The sequence below is a fragment of the Streptomyces sp. MI02-7b genome, from assembly GCF_033793585.1.
GTDB lineage: Bacteria > Actinomycetota > Actinomycetes > Streptomycetales > Streptomycetaceae > Actinacidiphila.
On sequence record NZ_JARAWX010000010.1, the window covers coordinates 40,362 to 57,978 of the forward strand.

15 protein-coding genes are annotated in these 17,617 nt (G+C 72.2%); 11 read left to right on the plus strand and 4 right to left on the minus strand.

Translation table 11 applies throughout. From position 1 onward, the window contains the following. Position 1: 1 nt before the first annotated feature. Positions 2–1,666, plus strand: coding sequence for an alkaline phosphatase D family protein (locus PV364_RS18150; RefSeq protein WP_319661077.1), 1,665 nt, complete (start codon positions 2–4; stop codon positions 1,664–1,666). A 313-nt stretch (positions 1,667–1,979) separates the two neighbouring features. Continuing rightward, positions 1,980–5,558 (plus strand): DNA polymerase III subunit alpha, encoded by a 3,579-nt coding sequence (dnaE, locus tag PV364_RS18155; RefSeq protein WP_319661078.1) that lies wholly within the window; start codon positions 1,980–1,982, stop codon positions 5,556–5,558. A gap of 118 nt (positions 5,559–5,676) precedes the next feature. On the opposite strand, the gene PV364_RS18160 is transcribed toward dnaE, so the two are convergent. Next, positions 5,677–5,847, minus strand: coding sequence for a hypothetical protein (locus PV364_RS18160; protein ID WP_319661079.1), 171 nt, complete (start codon positions 5,845–5,847; stop codon positions 5,677–5,679). A 197-nt stretch (positions 5,848–6,044) separates the two neighbouring features. Here PV364_RS18160 and PV364_RS18165 point away from each other — a divergent pair, with 197 nt between their 5' ends. From PV364_RS18165 to PV364_RS18180, 4 genes are all read left to right on the plus strand, one after another. Then, positions 6,045–7,277, plus strand: a complete 1,233-nt coding sequence (locus tag PV364_RS18165) for an NYN domain-containing protein (RefSeq protein WP_319661080.1) — start codon at positions 6,045–6,047, stop codon at positions 7,275–7,277. A gap of 61 nt (positions 7,278–7,338) precedes the next feature. Then, positions 7,339–8,352 (plus strand): ABC transporter ATP-binding protein, encoded by a 1,014-nt coding sequence (locus PV364_RS18170; RefSeq protein ID WP_319661081.1) that lies wholly within the window; start codon positions 7,339–7,341, stop codon positions 8,350–8,352. A gap of 88 nt (positions 8,353–8,440) precedes the next feature. Beyond that, the gene (locus PV364_RS18175; protein WP_401974672.1) at positions 8,441–9,277 is read left to right on the plus strand and encodes an ABC transporter permease; all 837 of its coding nucleotides are present in this window, start codon (positions 8,441–8,443) and stop codon (positions 9,275–9,277) included. Positions 9,278–9,344: 67 nt separating this feature from the next. Continuing rightward, positions 9,345–9,968 carry an ABC transporter permease gene (locus PV364_RS18180; protein WP_319661082.1) on the plus strand — a complete coding sequence of 208 codons (624 nt, stop codon included), beginning with the start codon at positions 9,345–9,347 and terminating at the stop codon, positions 9,966–9,968. Between the two features lie 9 nt (positions 9,969–9,977). On the opposite strand, the gene ybaK is transcribed toward PV364_RS18180, so the two are convergent. The 3 genes from ybaK to PV364_RS18195 form a co-directional block, all read right to left on the minus strand. After that, a complete protein-coding gene (ybaK, locus tag PV364_RS18185; protein WP_319661083.1) occupies positions 9,978–10,478 on the minus strand; it encodes a Cys-tRNA(Pro) deacylase in 501 nt (166 codons plus the stop codon). Between the two features lie 18 nt (positions 10,479–10,496). Continuing rightward, complete coding sequence (locus tag PV364_RS18190; protein ID WP_319661084.1) at positions 10,497–11,207, minus strand: LON peptidase substrate-binding domain-containing protein; 711 nt, start codon at positions 11,205–11,207, stop codon at positions 10,497–10,499. A gap of 918 nt (positions 11,208–12,125) precedes the next feature. Beyond that, positions 12,126–13,649 (minus strand): oxidoreductase, encoded by a 1,524-nt coding sequence (locus PV364_RS18195; protein ID WP_319661085.1) that lies wholly within the window; start codon positions 13,647–13,649, stop codon positions 12,126–12,128. A 130-nt stretch (positions 13,650–13,779) separates the two neighbouring features. Between PV364_RS18195 and hisD the strand changes: the two genes are divergently transcribed. From hisD to hisH, 5 genes are read left to right on the plus strand one after another with little or no spacing between them, the layout of a single operon-like run. Further along, positions 13,780–15,102, plus strand: a complete 1,323-nt coding sequence (gene hisD, locus PV364_RS18200) for a histidinol dehydrogenase (RefSeq protein ID WP_319661086.1) — start codon at positions 13,780–13,782, stop codon at positions 15,100–15,102. Next, on the plus strand, positions 15,099–16,199 hold the full coding sequence (locus tag PV364_RS18205) for a histidinol-phosphate transaminase (protein WP_319661087.1): 1,101 nt from the start codon (positions 15,099–15,101) through the stop codon (positions 16,197–16,199). The genes hisD and PV364_RS18205 overlap by 4 nt, the downstream gene beginning before the upstream one ends. A 4-nt stretch (positions 16,200–16,203) precedes the next feature. Next, the gene (gene hisB, locus PV364_RS18210) at positions 16,204–16,797 is read left to right on the plus strand and encodes an imidazoleglycerol-phosphate dehydratase HisB (protein WP_319661088.1); all 594 of its coding nucleotides are present in this window, start codon (positions 16,204–16,206) and stop codon (positions 16,795–16,797) included. After that, positions 16,794–16,946: a hypothetical protein gene (locus PV364_RS18215; RefSeq protein ID WP_319661089.1), complete on the plus strand. Its 153-nt coding sequence runs from the start codon at positions 16,794–16,796 to the stop codon at positions 16,944–16,946. The genes hisB and PV364_RS18215 overlap by 4 nt, the downstream gene beginning before the upstream one ends. Before the next feature lie 13 nt (positions 16,947–16,959). After that, positions 16,960–17,610: an imidazole glycerol phosphate synthase subunit HisH gene (hisH, locus tag PV364_RS18220; protein ID WP_319661090.1), complete on the plus strand. Its 651-nt coding sequence runs from the start codon at positions 16,960–16,962 to the stop codon at positions 17,608–17,610. The last annotated feature ends 7 nt before the right edge of the window (positions 17,611–17,617 follow it).

Consider the following 17,617-nt stretch of genomic DNA (forward strand, 5'->3'; position numbering starts at 1 on the left):
CGTGACCGAGACCTCTGCATCCTCACAGACCTCTCCGAGAACACCGAGCCGCCGTTCGGTGGTCAAGGCCGGCGCCGTCGTGACGGGCGCCGCGCTCATACCGCTCGCCGCCACCGCCGGCCAGGCGCAGGCGGCGTCCGCGGCCGCCTTCCTGCACGGTGTGGCCTCCGGCGACCCGCTGCCCGACGGCATCCTGCTGTGGACCCGCGTGACCCCGGTCCCCGAGGCGGTCCCCGGCTCCGGGCTCGGCCCGGCGACCGAGGTGACCTGGACCGTCGCCACGGACAAGGCGCTCACCTCCGTCGTCGCCAGTGGCACGGCCACCGCGACCGCGGCGTGCGACCACACCGTCAAGGCCGATGTGCGCGGCCTGCGGCCGGCTACGGACTACTGGTACCGCTTCACCGCGGGCGGCGTGGACTCGCCGGTCGCCCGGACCCGTACCGCCCCGGCCGACAACGCCACCGCCGCCCGCCTGCGCTTCGGCGTGGTGTCCTGCTCGAACTGGGAGGCGGGGTACTTCGCCTCCTACCGGCACCTGGCCGCGCGCGGCGACCTGGACGCCTGGCTGCACCTGGGCGACTACATCTACGAGTACGCCAGCGGCGGCTTCGCCGCCCGCGGCACCGTCGTCCGCCCGCACGCGCCGGCGCACGAGATCACCACGCTGGCCGACTACCGCACCCGGCACGGCCGCTACAAGACCGATGCCGACCTCCAGGCGCTGCACGCCGCCGCCCCGGTGGTCGCGATCTGGGACGACCACGAGTTCGCCAACGACGCCTGGTCCGGCGGTGCCGAGAACCACACCGAGGGCGCCGAGGGCACCTGGACCGCCCGGGTGGCGGCCGCCAAGCAGGCCTACTTCGAGTGGATGCCGGTGCGCCCCTCGATCGCGGGGACGACCTACCGCCGGCTGCGCTTCGGCAGGCTCGCCGACCTGTCGCTGCTCGACCTGCGCTCCTTCCGCTCGCAGCAGGCCGCTGTCGGCAGCGGCTCGGTGGACGACCCCAACCGCTCGATCACCGGCCGGGCACAGCTGGACTGGCTCAAGGCGGGGCTGAAGGCCTCGGACACCACCTGGCGGCTGATCGGCAACTCGGTCATGATCTCGCCGGTCGCCTTCGGCGCGCTGCCCGACTACCTGCTCGCGCCGCTGGCGAAGCTGCTCGGCCTGCCCGGCGAAGGTCTGGCGATCAACCCCGACCAGTGGGACGGCTACACCGACGACCGCCGTGAGCTGCTGGCGCACCTGCGGGACAACGGCATCCGCAACACCGTCTTCCTGACCGGCGACATCCACATGGCGTGGGCCAACGACGTCCCGGTCAAGGCGGCCACGTACCCGCTGTCGGCGTCGGCGGCGACCGAGTTCGTGGTCACCTCCGTCACCTCGGACAACCTGGACGACATCCTCAAGGTCGCACCGCGCACCGTCTCCCCGATCGCCGAGGCCGCCGTCAAGGTCGCCAACCGGCACGTGAAGTGGGTGGACATGGACTCGCACGGCTACGGCGTGCTGGACATCACCGCCGAGCGGGCGCAGATGGACTACTACGTCCTGTCCGACCGGACCGACGCCGGCGCCACGTCCACCTGGGAGCGTTCGTACCGCACGCTGTCCGGCACCCAGAGGGTGGAGCGGGCCGACTCGCCGGTGCGCTGAGCGGCTCAGGGCGCCGCTCACCGGCAGGCGTCCCGCGGTGCGCGCCGCGCAGCGCGGGACGCCGCCCTGCCCGGTCCGGGTACGCCCCGTGGCGCGGGACCGGGTCCGCCGTCGCACGGACATCGGCTACGACTCGCGGAGGCGCCGGAACCCCGCCGGCCGGGCGTGTCGCGGGGGGAGCACCCGGGCCGCCCGCCCGGCGCGCCGGTGCCGGCCGGCGGGCCGGCCGCGGTCACCCGCCCGGCATGGACCGTCCCGGCCGTGGTTGTCGGACCCCCGGCGTAGGATTCCCCTCGCCGCCAGATGACCACCGATGCCGGAGGTGTCGCTTCCCGTGACCACGCCCTTCACCCATCTGCATGTTCACACCCAGTACTCGCTGCTGGACGGAGCGGCGCGGCTGAAGGACATGTTCAAGGCCTGCGGTGAAATGGGCATGACGCACATCGCCATGACCGACCACGGCAACCTGCACGGCGCCTACGACTTCTTCCACCAGGCCAAGGGCGCCGGGGTCACGCCGATCATCGGCATCGAGGCGTACGTCGCCCCCGAGTCGCGGCGGAACAAACGCAAGATCACCTGGGGCCAGCCGCACCAGAAGCGGGACGACGTCTCGGCCTCCGGTTCGTACCTGCACAAGACGATCTGGGCGGCGAACCGGACGGGCCTGCACAACCTCTTCCGGCTCTCCTCCGACGCCTACGCCGAGGGCTGGTTGACGAAGTACCCCCGGATGGACAAGGAGACCATCGCCCAGTGGTCCGAGGGCCTGATGGCCTCCACGGGGTGCCCCTCCGGCGAGGTGCAGACCCGGCTGCGGCTCGGCCACTTCGACGAGGCGCTCAAGGCGGCGGCGGAGTACCAGGACATCTTCGGCAAGGAGCGCTACTTCCTGGAGCTGATGGACCACGGCATCGAGATCGAGCGCCGGGTCCGCGACGGGCTGCTGGAGATCGGCAAGAAGCTCGGCATCCCGCCGGTCGTGACCAACGACTCGCACTACACGTACGCCAGCGAGGCCGACGCCCACGACGCCCTGCTGTGCATCCAGACCGGCAAGAACGTCTCCGACCCGGACCGCTTCCGCTTCGACGGCACGGGCTACTACCTCAAGACGACGGAGGAGATGCTCGCCATCGATTCCTCCGACGCCTGGCAGGAGGGCTGCCGCAACACCACGCTGCTGGTCGCCCAGCAGGTCGACACCGAGGGCTGGTTCCAGGAGAAGAACCTGATGCCCCGCTTCGACGTGCCCGACGGGTACACCGAGGTCACCTGGTTCCGCGAGGAGACCCTGCGGGGCATGCACCGCCGCTACCCCGGCGGGATCCCGGACGACCGGATGAAGCAGGCCGAGTACGAGATGGACACCATCATCCAGATGGGGTTCCCCGGCTACTTCCTCGTCGTCGCCGACTTCATCATGTGGGCCAAGAACAACGGCATCGCCGTCGGCCCCGGCCGCGGCTCCGCGGCCGGCTCGATCGTGGCGTACGCCATGGGCATCACCGACCTCGACCCGATCGAGCACGGCCTGATCTTCGAGCGCTTCCTCAACCCCGAGCGCGTCTCCATGCCCGATGTCGACATCGACTTCGACGAGCGCCGGCGCGCCGAGGTGATCCGGTACGTCACCGAGAAGTACGGCGCCGACAAGGTCGCCATGATCGGCACCTACGGCACCATCAAGGCCAAGAACGCGATCAAGGACTCGGCCCGGGTGCTGGGCTACCCCTACGCGGTCGGCGACCGGCTCACCAAGGCGATGCCCGCCGACGTCCTGGGCAAGGGCATCCCGCTCAACGGCATCACCGACCCGACGCACCCGCGCTACAGCGAGGCCGGCGAGATCCGCGGGATGTACGAGAACGAGCCGGATGCCAAGAAGGTCATCGACCTCGCCCGCGGCGTGGAGGGCCTGGTCCGGCAGATGGGCGTGCACGCGGCCGGCGTGATCATGTCCAGCGAGACGATCACCGACCACGTTCCGGTCTGGGTACGGCACTCCGACGGAGTCACCATCACCCAGTGGGACTACCCGAGTTGCGAGTCGCTCGGCCTGCTGAAGATGGACTTCCTCGGCCTGCGCAACCTCACGATCATGGACGACGCCGTCAAGCTCGTGAAGACCAACAAGGGCATCGACATCGAGCTGCTCGCGCTGCCGCTGGACGACCCCAAGACCTTCGAACTGCTCGGCCGCGGTGACACCCTCGGCGTCTTCCAGTTCGACGGCGGCCCCATGCGCTCCCTGCTGCGCATGATGAAGCCCGACAACTTCGAGGACATCTCCGCCGTCTCGGCCCTGTACCGGCCGGGCCCGATGGGCATGAACTCGCACATCAACTACGCCCTGCGCAAGAACAAGCAGCAGGAGATCACCCCGATCCACCCGGAGCTGGAGGAGCCGCTCAGGGAGGTCCTCGACATCACCTACGGCCTGATCGTGTACCAGGAGCAGGTGCAGAAGGCCGCCCAGGTGCTCGCCGGTTACTCGCTCGGCCAGGCCGACCTGCTGCGCCGCGCGATGGGCAAGAAGAAGCAGGAGGTCCTCGACAAGGAGTTCATCCCCTTCCAGAAGGGCGCGCGCGAGCGCGGCTACTCCGACGAGGCCATCCAGGCGGTGTGGGACGTGCTGGTCCCCTTCGCCGGCTACGCCTTCAACAAGGCGCACTCCTCGGCCTACGGCCTGGTCTCCTACTGGACCGCCTACCTCAAGGCCAACTACCCGGCCGAGTACATGGCCGCGCTGCTCACCTCGGTGCGCGACGACAAGGACAAGTCGGCGATCTACCTCAACGAGTGCCGCCGCATGGGTATCAAGGTGCTCCCGCCGAACGTGAACGAGTCGGACGCCAACTTCACCGCGCAGGGCGACGACGTGATCCTCTTCGGCCTGACCGCCGTCCGCAACGTCGGCCAGAACGTGGTGGACTCGATCATCCGCTGCCGCAAGGCCAAGGGGAAGTACACCGCCTTCCCCGACTTCCTCGACAAGGTCGAGGCGGTCGTCTGCAACAAGCGCACCATCGAATCGCTGATCAAGGCGGGCGCCTTCGACGAGATGGGCCACACCCGCAAGGGCCTGACCGAGCACTACGAGCCGATGATCGACAACGTGGTCGCGGTCAAGCGCAAGGAGGCCGAGGGGCAGTTCGACCTCTTCGGCGGCATGGGCGACGACGCCGCGGCCGACGAACCGGGCTTCGGGCTCGACGTCGTCTTCTCCGACGTCGAGTGGGACAAGACGTATCTGCTCGCGCAGGAGCGGGAGATGCTCGGTCTCTATGTCTCCGACCACCCGCTCTTCGGCATCGAGCACGTCCTCAACGACAAGGCGGACGCGGCCATCGCGGCCCTCGCCGGCGACTACGCCGACGGCTCGATCGTCACCATCGGCGGCATCATCTCCGGTCTGCAGCGCAAGATGACCAAGCAGGGCAACGCCTGGGCGATCGCCACCGTCGAGGACCTCGGCGGCTCCATCGACTGCATGTTCTTCCCGGCTACTTACCAGCTGGTATCGACGCAGCTGATCGACGACGCCGTGGTCTTCGTCAAGGGCCGCCTGGACAAGCGCGAGGACATCCCGCGGCTGGTCGCCATGGAGTTGATGGTCCCCGACCTCAGCGACGCGGGCACCAACGCACCCGTGACGATCTCCATCCCGACGGTCAAGGTGACCCCGCCGCTGGTCGCCCGGCTCGGTGAGGTGCTGGCCAGCCACAAGGGCAGCACCGAGGTGCGGGTGCGGTTGCAGGGCGCCCGCTCGACCACCGTGCTGCGGCTGGACCGCCATCGGGTCACTCCCGACCCGGCACTCTTCGGTGACCTCAAGGCCCTCCTGGGCCCCGCCTGTCTCGGCGCGGCCCAGCAGCAGGCGAGCTGATCGCCCGCCCTGCCCTCTCCCTCCCGATCCCTGCGATCACCCTCCGTGCACAGGGGAGATACGCATCAAGGGTGGCACCCCCGAGCGGGATGCCACCCTTGATCGCTGCCGTCCGGCGCTAGTTGTGGCCGAACTTCTTCTGCCGCTTCTGCGACACGTGCGGCTCGGCCCCCGGGGCCGTCATGATGTGCTCGCGTCCGGCGCTCTTCGCGTGCTCTTCGGTGGTCGCGGAGGTGCCCCGCTCGGATCGCTGGCCGGTGCGCTCGCCCCGGTTCTTGTTCTTGCCCACGATGTTCCTCCTTGGGGGAAATCACGGAATGGGCCGCACTCAGGCTTGCACGGGAGTACGAAGGTCGCATTTCGGGCAGTTGCCCAGTGTGGCGCGCCGGTGATCGCCCAACAGGTCACAACGAGCCGGTGTTCGGGCAGACTCGGGGAAACGTCGGGGGGACGGACGACAGGACTCCGGAAAAGAGGGTGAGACCGATGGACCGCTGCGTCGTCCTGGTGGACGCCGGTTATCTGCTCGGCGCCGCCGCGAGCCTGCTGGCCGGAGAGCCCTCGCGCTCCCGGATCCTGGTCGACCACGCGGAGATCGTCGCGGGCCTGCGTGAACGGGCCGAGAAGGAGACCGGGCAGCCGCTGCTGCGGATCTACTGGTTCGACGGCGCCCCCGACCGCGTACCGCAGCCGGAACACCGGCGGTTGCGGGTCATGCCACGTGTCACCGTGCGGCTCGGCGCGCTCACCCGTACCGACGGACGCTGGGCCCAGAAGGGCGTGGACGCGGCCATGCACGCCGAACTGTCCGAGCTCGCCCGCAACCGGGCCTGCTCCGACGTGGTGCTCGTCACCGGCGACGGCGATCTGCTGCCCGGCATGATGTCGGCCAAGGAGCACGGCGTCGCCGTCCACCTGTGGGCCGTCCAGGCCGCCGACGGGGACTTCAACCAGTCCGAGGACCTGGTCGCCGAGGCCGACGAACGCCGGGTGCTGGACCGCGAGTGGATCACCCGGGCGATCCGGGTCCGGGAGCCCGCCGGGGTCTGCGCCCCGCCCACCCCGCGCCCCGAGATCGCCGCCATCCTCTCCGCCCCGCTGCCCGAACCCGCCCCGGCCAAGCCGCAGCCCGTCGCGGCGGAGGAGCCGACCGCGGCCGAGCCCGTCGTGGCCACCGCCGCGCAGAACGGCTCCGGCCTCCTCGCCGATCCCCCCGCGGCCGCCGGCAAGGGCCTGGTGCCCACCCCCAAGGACCTGGCCGGGATCGTGCACCGCGGCCACTCCGCCCCGCACCCCTCCTCCGCCGCGGCAGGCGCCACACTGCGCTGGTCCTCCGACCGCGGCATGGTCGGCGGCAGCGACGCCGTGGACGCCGGGCTGCCCACCCTGGCCCAGCTCACCAGCGCCGAGCAGCGCTGGGCCGACCGCGAGGAGGACATCACCGACGTCAGCGGCGACCCGTACGAGGTCGGGCAGGTCTTCGCCCGGCGCTGGATCGGCCGGCTCACCGAGGGCCTGCACCTGCAGCTGCTCTCCGCCGAGTACCCGCGCGTGCCGCACCGCATCGACGGCGAGCTGCTGCGCTACGCCGCCCGCTTCGGACTCCTCGCCCACAAGGACGACCAGATCGACGAGCACGACCGTTACGCCATCCGGGCGGGCTTCTGGCGCGAGGTCGACGCCCGCGCGGTCGTCGCACGGCCGCCCGCGGCGGAGTGAACGCGCCCCGGACCGACCCTGAGGCGCATACCGGCCGGGATGGAGCGTAGTCTCGACCCTCGTGAGTACGGGCACGGGACAGGACACCGCCGCGCGCACGGCGGTGGTCGTGACCGTGCGCGGGCTCGTCAAGACCTATCCGGCCGGGCGCGGACGCCGCGCGGCGGCGAAACCGGCCGTGCGGGCCAACGACGGCATCGACCTCGACGTCCGCGGCGGCGAGATCTTCGGGCTGCTCGGCCCCAACGGCGCCGGGAAGACCACCCTGGTGCGGCAGTTGACCGGGCTGCTGCGCCCGGACGCCGGGAGCGTCGACCTCCTCGGCCACGACCTGGTACGCCACCCCGAGCGGGCCTCGCGCCTCGTCGGCTACCTCGGACAGGAGTCCAGCGCGCTGGACGAGCTCACCGTCGCCCTCGCCGCCGAGACCACCGGGCGGCTGCGCGGACTGGACGTGCGGTCCGCGCGGGCCGAACGGGACGCCGTCCTGGAGGAGCTGGGGCTGACCGGGCTCGCCTCGCACCCGCTGCGCAAGCTCTCCGGCGGGCAGCGCCGGCTGGCCTGCCTCGCCACCGCGTTGGTGGGGGAGCGGCCGGTGCTGGTGCTGGACGAGCCGACGACCTCCATGGACCCGGTCGCCCGGCGTGCTGTGTGGGCGGCGATCGACCGGCGGCGCGCGGAGCGCGGCGTCACCGTCCTGCTGGTCACCCACAACGTGCTGGAGGCCGAGACCGTACTGGACCGCGTCGCGGTCATCGACGAGGGCCGGGTCATCGCCTGCGACACCCCGGCCGGCCTCAAGGCGCTTGTCGCCGACGAGGTGCGGCTGGACCTGGTCTGGCGGGACGAGCCCCCGCTGTCGGTGCCAGGCATCGCGGGGCTGCGCGAGAGCGCGCGGATCACCGGGCGCCGCTGGACGCTGCGGCTGCCCCAGGAGCGCGCCCGCGCGGTGGTCGCCGAGGTGACCGGCGGACCGGCCTTCGCCGCGCTCGACGACTTCACGCTGGCGACACCGAGCCTGGAGGATGTCTACCTGGCCCTCGGCGGCCGCCGGAGGGGACTGGTCAAGGCGTGAACGGCGGCAACGGCGGCAACGGAGCCATGAGGGGAACGGCCGTGAACGAGATCCTGGACGCCATCGCGGGGGAACGGGGCGGCGCGGCGTGACCATCGTCTCCGCGGGAGCGGACACCACCGCGGCGGCGGCCCCGACGACGGCCCCCGCCGGACCCTTCACCGGCGCGGCCGCGCCGCTCGCGCCCCGCGCCCGGCTGCTGCCGGCGATGATCGCGGTCTACCGGGCGCAGCTGTCGCGCGCGCGGGTCGCGCGCATCCCGCTGCTCTTCGTCGCGACGTTCCAGTCGGTCGGGATCATGGTGCTCATGCGCGGTGTCGTGCACGGCGGCCCGGCCGCCCGCGCGGTGGTCGCCGGCTCCAGCGTCCTCGTCGTCGCCTTCGTCGCGCTCAACCTGCTCGCCCAGTACTTCGGCCAGCTGCGCGCCTCCGGGGGCCTCGACCACTACGCGACGCTGCCGGTGCCGCCCGCGGCGGTGGTGCTCGGCGCGGCGGGCGCGTACGCGTCCTTCACGGTGCCCGGGACGCTGGTGACCGCCGGCATCGGCTGCGGCCTCTTCCAGCTCCCGTTCACCCATCTGTGGGTACTGGCCGCCGTCATCCCGCTGGCCGGTGCCGCCCTGTCCGGTCTCGGGGCGGCGCTCGGGCTGCTCGCCCCGCGCCAGGAGCTGGCCACGCTCGCCGGACAGCTCGGCATGTCGGCCGCGCTGCTCCTGGGCGTCCTCCCGGCGGGCAATCTGCCCGCGCCGATCGGGTACGTGCGCGACCTGCTGCCGTCCACGTACGGCGTCGAGGCGTTCATCCGCAGCTTCGACGCCCACCCGGACTGGCTGGCCGTGATCGCGGACCTGTCGGTGTGCGCCGCCGTCGGCCTCGTCTCGCTGGCCGTGGCCACGTGGGCGTACCGCAGGGCGGCCTCCCGGTGAGGGGCCGGTGGGGCGGGTGCGAGGTGCCGGTGGCGCGTCCCGCGGGTGTACCTGGCACGATGGCAGGGTGACCGCACCTCTGACGCCGCACGATCACTGGCCCTCCATGCCACTGCCGTCGCCCCAGGGCGACGACGCGCGCATGGCCCCCGCGCAGGAGCTCAAGAACGGCGCGCTGACCGCCGTGCTCGTGGCGGTGGCGGGGGTGCTGCTGGGGCTTCTGTGGCTCTGGCTGGCGCCGCGGGTGCCGCTGATCTCCGACGGCAAAGCGGTCTACCTCAAGGACACCGAGGGCGAGCAGGCCGTCGGCGGCGACGGCACCTTCGTGCTGCTCGGGCTGGGCATGGGCGTCCTGACCGGCGCGCTGGCCTTCTGGCGGGTGAAGCGCGGGGGAGTGGGCGTGGTGCTCGGCCTCGCCCTGGGCGCGGTGGTCGGTTCCGTGATCGCCTGGCGGCTGGGGATCTCGCTCGGCCCGACCTCCGACCTGATCGCGCACGCCAAGGCCGTCGGCCCGAAGAAGGTCTTCGACGGCCCCCTCCAGCTCCAGGCCAAGGGCGCCCTGCTGGCCTGGCCCGTGGGCGCCGTGCTCACGCACCTGCTGCTGACCCTGGGCCTCGGCCCGCGCGACCCCGAGCCGCCGCTGCTGCCGTACTGGGACACCCCGGCTTCGCACCTGCCCCCGAAGGGCTGACGCGGGCGCTCAGCCGCGGCCGATCGGCGCCGTGACCGCGTCCGTCAGCCTGACCAGGTCCTGCGGGGCCAGCTCGACCTCCAGGCCGCGCTTGCCCGCCGAGACGAAGACCGTGGTGTGGTCCAGGGCGGAGGCGTCCACCACGGTGCGCAGCCGCTTGCGCTGTCCCAGCGGGGAGATCCCGCCCCGTACGTAACCGGTCGTGCGCTCGGCGGCCGCCGGGTCGGCCATCGCCGCCCGCTTGCCGCCCGCCGCGGTCGCCAGCGCCTTGAGATCCAGCGAACCGGCGACCGGGACGACCGCGACGGTCAGCGCGCCGTCCACGTCGGCGACGAGGGTCTTGAACACCCGGTCGGGAGAGGTGCCGAGCGCCTGCGCGGCCTCCTCGCCGTAGCCGAGTTCCGAGGCGGGGTCGTGTGTGTAGGCGTGCACGGTGAAGGCGGCTCCCGCCTTCTCCAGGACGACGGTGGCGGGCGTACCGCCGGACGGTGACTGCTTCTTCTTGGCCATCAGTGAATTGACTATCCGTCAGTTGAGGCTCGGAGCCTGGCGGGTGAGGTCCACGGCGGGCAGGGTCTGCAGCTTGTCGATGACGGCGGCCTCCCGGCGCAGCAGCCGCAGCTCCCGCTCCAGCCGGGTCGCGGTGTCCGCGGCCTCCAGCAGTTGCTGCTTGGCCGGGGTGTCGACGACGGCCGCCGCGGCCACGAGGTACGACAGCACGGTCGGGTCGTCCGGGAGCTCCCGGGCGCCCGCGATGCTGGACTCGCGTGCCCCGGCCAGCCGCTTCTGGTACGTGCGGAAGGCCCGCGCGACGCCGGCCGCCAGCGCGCCGGAGCCGCTGCCGCTCTCCTCCGGCACGTCCTCGACCTCGCCGACGAGGTACGGGCCCGTGGTGTCCACCGACACCAGCCGGAAGCGGGTCGTCCCGGTCGCCACGACCTGGAAGCCGCCGCCCTCGCGCTCCCCGATCGTGGCCGCCTCCGCGGTGCAGCCCATCGTGAACAGCGACGCCGCCAGGTCCGGGGCGAAGCCCGCCGCCGCTCCGTCCTCCCCGCCCGCGGGCGCCACCTCGTGACCGTCCCGGATCGCCACGACCCCGAACCGGCGCGGTGCCTCCTCCGGCAGTTCGAGCAGGTCGCGGAAGAGGGCGCGGTACCGCTCCTCGAAGACGTTCAGGGGCAGGACGAGGCCGGGGAAGAGCACCGAGCTCAGGGGGAACAGCGGAAGGCGAGCGGTCACGTCGAGCAAGCCTAGGGCCTGGCGGCCCGGCCTTTCGTGGGGGTGCGGCTCCGCTGCGCTTGCTGTACCGGGTTTTTTCCCCGCCCGCCCTCCCGGGTGCCCTGTGAAGTCAGTGACCCCGGCGCGCGTGTGGGGTGGGCCGGGTGCGGGGCCTCCGGGGCTGCACGTCCTGGACTGGGATATTTACGCGCGTTTCCAGCACCTGCTCATCCCGTCCCTGCCCGGATGGTGCGCACAAATATCCCGCAGCGTCCAGAACATCCACCCCTCCGACCCCGCCCCTCCGTCTCCATATGCGCCTGATCCCCGGTGGGGGGTGTGGGGGCGGTCCGGGGTGACCGCGGTTGCCTGACTCCACCCCTTCGGCCTGCCGCGCGAGGGCTGGCCCCTCGGACCGCGCCGGTGGGGGGGTGGGGGGCGGTCCGGGTGACCCCAGTCGCCTCACTCTTGCCCCCGAGGCCTGCCGCGCGAGCGCTGGCCCCGCGGACCGCGCCGGTGGGGGGTGTGGGGGCGGTGCGGGTGACCCCGGTTGCCTCACTCCACCCCGGCGGCCTGCCGCGAGACAGCGGGCCCCCTCGGACCGCGCTGCGCCAACGGGCGGCCCCAGGCACGGTGCCGCCACTACCCCCCACCGGGGATCAGGCGCGATACGAAACGGAGGGGGCGGGGTCGTAGGGGTGGGTGTTCTGGACTGTGGAGCATATTTGGGTGCATGACCCGGGGTGATCAGTTGAGGGTGCTTGAGGCACCTAAATGTGCTGTCCAGAATGGCCGGCCCCGGAGGCCCCGCACCCGGCCCCCACGAAACGCGCGTCGGGGGTGACTGACCGCGCCGGGCTGGGGGCACTCCCGGCCGAAGGTTGAGGGAGGGAGGGCGGGAGGGCGGGAAAGGATCTTGCCTGGTCGGGACGCGAAGCGTCAGCCGCGGCGGAGGAGGCGCGACGCACCCGCGGCGACCGTCGTCGCGAGGATCCAGCCGAGCATCGTGAGGAACGCGGCAGCCCACTGCGCGTCGCCGGCCAGGCGCCACGCGTTGTCCTGCCCGAGATTGATGACCGGGAGCAGCAGGTCGAGGGCGAACAGCGGCGCGTTCCAGTTCGGGAAGGCACCGCCGTCGACCGGCTTCGGCTCGCCGTGGATCTGGAAGAAGACCGCCCCGAGCGCCCAGAGCAGGGCCATCCAGATCGCCGCGCGGCCGGGCCGGTAGCCGTAGCCGACGGTGATGTCCTGGAGGAAGCCCCAGAGCTTGCCGGCGATCGGGAGGGTCTCGCGGCGCCGTCGCTGCTTGGCCAGCTGGACCTCGCGGGCGTCGGCGTCCTCGCCGCTCGCGCGCAGGGCGGCGGACAGGTGCTCGTAGGGCTCGGGGCTGTACTCGGGGGTCGCCGCCGCGAGCCAGGCGATGCGGGCGCGGAGCGGGAAGGAGCCCTCGGGGCTGAGCGAGCCGTAGCTGAAACCGGTCAGGTCCATGCCGCCCGTGCCGGGCCAGCAGGCGTGGTTGTCGGTGAGGTTGCCGACCCGCGCGCCGGCCAGGGAGATCGCGCCGGTCGGCGGCTGGTCGAGGGTGAGCCGCAGTTCCGGGGTCTGGACGCGGCGCAGGGACAGCTGCTGGCCGTCGGCGAGCCGGAACCGGGCCCGGTGGATGATCACGCCGTTGCCGAAGCGCCCGTCGTCCAGCCGGACCCCGCCGTCGCTGCTGAAGGGCCGGACCCCGCCGGAGCTGAGGTACAGCGTGTGCTCGACGGTCACCCGGGCCGCGTTGAGCGCGTAGCGCCCCTCCGGATTGCGCAGCCGGCTGCCGCGCAGGCTGAGGCGGCCGCCGATGCGCGCGCTGCGCAGGCTGATCTCGCCGGTCGCCTCCATCAGTTCGGCCTCGACGTCCTGGGCGACGCTCAGCCCGTCGGCGGCGAGCGCCCGGCCGTGCCGGTCCTTGCGCAGGGTGATCTGGTTGAGCAGCAGGTCCGTGCCGATGTGGGCGTCGGTGAGCCGGACTCCGCCCTCGATCGTGCACTGGGGCAGGTGCAGGTCGCCGGAGGTGTGCAGCCGGGCGGCCTCCAGCCGCGGTATGGCGCAGCGCACCATGCGCAGCGTGGTGAAGCTGCACTCCGCGAGCAGCACCTGCTCCTCGAAGCGGCAGTCGTGCAGCTCCACGTACGGCACTACCGTGCCGCCGGAGAGGTTGAGCTGCCCGCTGATCTGCGCGCCCGACAGCTTCACGCACGAGACACGCCCGGACGCGGCCTGCGGTCCGTCCAGCAGCAGCCGGGCGATCGTGTCGGCGCGCACGGTGCGGTCCGGGCCCCAGAAGAGGTCGGCGGCCGGGTCGTCCCGCTCGGGTATTCCGGTGCGCAGGTCGTACAGCTCGCCGAGGCGGAAGGCCCGCCACAGGCCCTGTTCCACCGGGGTCCAGTCGTGCGGCGGCGCGATGTCCGGCGGCTCGGTCACCGAGATCCCTCCCCTGGCTGGCGACGACGACGGAAACGCTAGCGGGGATGATCAGCGCTGGGGAACCGTAGGCGTATCAGGGACTGATACTCGGCGGAGCCGCCGTGGGCGGTTCTCTACACTTGGGAGGGTGATCTCCCGAATCGATCTGCGCGGCGACGCCTTCCCCGAGGACGGCATCGACCGCGATCTGCTGCCCCGTGCCGAGCTCGACGTCGAGGCCGCCCTGGAGAAGGTGCGCCCGATCTGCGACGACGTGAAGCATCGTGGCACGGCGGCACTGATCGACTACGCGGAGAAGTTCGACGGCGTCGCCATCGACCGGGTGCGCGTCCCCGCCGAGGCGCTGACCCGGGCCCTGGCGGAGCTCGACCCGAGGGTCCGGGCCGCGCTGGAGGAGTCGATCCGCCGCGCGCGGCTCGTCCACCGGGAGCAGCGCCGCGCCGACCACACCACGCAGGTCGTGCCGGGCGGCACGGTCACCGAGCGCTGGGTGCCGGTGGAGCGCGTGGGCCTGTACGTGCCCGGCGGCCGCTCGGTCTACCCGTCGTCCGTGGTGATGAACGTGGTGCCCGCGCAGGAGGCCGAGGTCGGCTCGATGGCCGTCGCCTCGCCGCCGCAGAAGGAGTTCGGCGGGCTCCCGCACCCGACGATCCTCGCCGCGTGCGAACTGCTCGGCGTGGACGAGGTCTACGCCGCGGGCGGCGCCCAGGCCGTCGCGATGTTCGCGTACGGCACCGAGGAGTGCCGTCCGGTGAGCATGGTCACCGGCCCCGGCAACATCTACGTCGCCGCGGCCAAGCGCCTGCTCAAGGGCCGCATCGGCATCGACGCGGAGGCCGGCCCCACCGAGATCGCCATCCTCGCCGACGCCACCGCCGACCCGGTGCACGTCGCCGCCGACCTGATCAGCCAGGCCGAGCACGACCCGCTGGCCGCGGCCGTCCTGGTCACCGACTCCGTCGACCTCGCCGAGGCGGTGGAGAAGGAGCTCCAGACGCAGGTGGCGGCCACCAAGCACGTCGAGGACCGGATCGCCCCGGCCCTGTCCGGCCGCCAGTCCGGCATCGTGCTGGTCGACGGGATCGAGCAGGGCCTGCGGGTCGTGGACGCCTACGCGGCCGAGCACCTGGAGATCCAGACCGAGAACGCGAGCGCCGTCGCCGCCCGGGTGCGCAACGCGGGCGCGATCTTCGTCGGCGCCTACGCCCCGGTCTCGCTGGGCGACTACGCGGCCGGCTCCAACCACGTCCTGCCCACCGGCGGTTGCGCCTGCCACTCCTCGGGCCTGTCCGTGCAGTCCTTCCTGCGCGGCGTCCACGTCGTCGACTACACCCGCGAGGCGCTGGCGGAGGTCGCCGGCCACGTGGTGACCCTCGCCGACGCCGAGGACCTGCCGGCGCACGGTGCGGCGGTGCGGGCACGATTCGATTGGACGGTACCGGGTTCGTGACCGGCATCGACGACCTGCCCATCCGGGACGAGCTGCGCGGCAAGTCCCCGTACGGGGCGCCGCAACTCGACGTCCCCGTACGGCTGAACACCAACGAGAACCCGTACCCGCTGCCCGAGGCGCTGGTCGAGCGGATCGCCGAGCGGGTCCGCGAGGCCGCCCGCGACCTCAACCGCTACCCCGACCGGGACGCGGTGGAGCTGCGCACCGCTCTGGCGGCCTACCTGACCCGCACCGCCGGGCATCCGGTGGGCCTGGCCAACGTGTGGGCGGCCAACGGCTCCAACGAGGTCATCCAGCAGCTGCTGCAGACCTTCGGCGGCCCCGGCCGCACCGCGATCGGCTTCGAGCCCTCGTACTCGATGCACGGCCTGATCTCGCGCGGCACCGGTACCGCCTGGCTCCCCGGCCCCCGCAGGGACGACTTCACCATCGACGTGGCCGCCGCCGGGCGGGCCATCGCCGAGCACCGGCCGCACGTGGTCTTCATCACCTCGCCGAACAACCCCACCGGCACCGCGGTCGCGGCCGACACCGTCCTGGCCCTCTACGAGGCCGCGCAGGCCGCCCGGCCCTCGCTGGTCGTGGTCGACGAGGCGTACGGCGAGTTCAGCCACTCGCCCTCGCTGCTGCCGCTCATCGAGGGCCGGCCCAACATGGTGGTCAGCCGGACCATGTCCAAGGCCTTCGGCGCCGCCGGCCTGCGGCTGGGCTATCTCGCCGCGCACCCGGCGGTCGTGGACGCCGTGCAGCTGGTGCGCCTGCCGTACCACCTGTCGGCCGTCACCCAGGCCACCGCGCTCGCGGCCCTGGAGCACACCGATACGCTGCTCGGGTACGTCGAACAGCTGAAGGCCGAGCGGGACCGCCTGGTCGCGGAGCTGCGCGCGATCGGGTACGAGGTCACCGACTCGGACGCCAATTTCGTGCAGTTCGGCCGCTTCGAGGACAGCCACCGCGCCTGGCAGGCGATCCTCGACCGCGGCGTCCTCGTCCGCGACAACGGCGTACCGGGCTGGCTGCGGGTGACCGCGGGCACCCCGGCCGAGAACGACGCGTTCCTCGAAGCGGTGCGCGAGCTGAAGAAGGAGCGGTAACCACATGACACGCGTCGGCCGCGTGGAGCGCACGACCAAGGAGACGTCCGTCGTCGTCGAACTCGACCTCGACGGCACCGGCAGGACCGAGATCTCCACCGGAGTCGGCTTCTACGACCACATGCTCGACCAGCTCGGCCGCCACGGCCTCTTCGACCTCACGGTCAAGACCGAGGGCGACCTGCACATCGACACCCACCACACCATCGAGGACACCGCCCTCGCGCTCGGTGCCGCCTTCAAGCAGGCGCTCGGCGACAAGGTGGGCATCTACCGCTTCGGCAACTGCACGGTGCCGCTGGACGAGTCCCTCGCCCAGGTCACCGTGGACCTCTCCGGCCGCCCCTACCTGGTGCACACCGAACCGGAGAACATGGCGCCGATGATCGGCTCCTACGACACGACGATGACCCGGCACATCCTGGAGTCCTTCGTCGCCCAGGCGCAGATCGCGCTGCATGTCCACGTGCCGTACGGGCGCAACGCCCATCACATCGTGGAGTGCCAGTTCAAGGCGCTGGCCCGGGCCCTGCGCTACGCCTCCGAGCGCGACCCGCGCGCGGCGGGCATCCTCCCGTCGACGAAGGGCGCGCTGTGACCAAGCCGGCCATCCTGTTCATCCTGCTGGGCCTGTTCCTGGCCGGCGGTGTCTACTCGTTCTGGAAGCAGAAGATGCCCAAGGGCGTCATCGTGCTGCTCGGCATCGGCTCGGCCATGTCCCTGGTGTCCGGCCTGCTGCGGCTGTAGGGGGTTCGCGCACATGAGCAAGGCCGCCAGGAAGGTCGTGGTCCTCGACTACGGCTTCGGCAACGTCCGTTCCGCCGAGCGTGCGCTGGCGCGGGTGGGCGCGGACGTCGAGATCACCGCCGACTTCGACAAGGCCCTGAACGCCGACGGGCTGCTCGTGCCCGGCGTCGGGGCGTTCGCCGCGTGCATGGCCGGGCTGAAGTCGGTACGCGGCGAATGGGCCATCGGCCGGCGGCTTGCCGGCGGCCGTCCGGTGATGGGTATCTGCGTCGGCATGCAGATCCTGTTCGCGCGGGGCGTCGAGCACGGCGTGACCACCGAGGGCTGCGACGAATGGCCCGGTACGGTGGAGCCGCTGCGGGCGCCGATCGTGCCGCACATGGGCTGGAACACCGTCAAGGCGCCCGAGGACTCACGGCTGTTCGCGGGACTCGACGCCGACGCGCGCTACTACTTCGTGCACTCCTACGCGGTGCGCTCCTGGGAGCTGGAGTCCGGCAACCCCGGCATCCGGCCCCCCAAGGTCACCTGGGCGACGCACGGCGAGCCCTTCGTCGCCGCGGTGGAGAACGGCCCGCTGTGGGCCACCCAGTTCCACCCCGAGAAGTCCGGCGACGCCGGCGCCCAGCTGCTGGCCAACTGGCTCGACACCTTCAAGGACTAGGACCCCA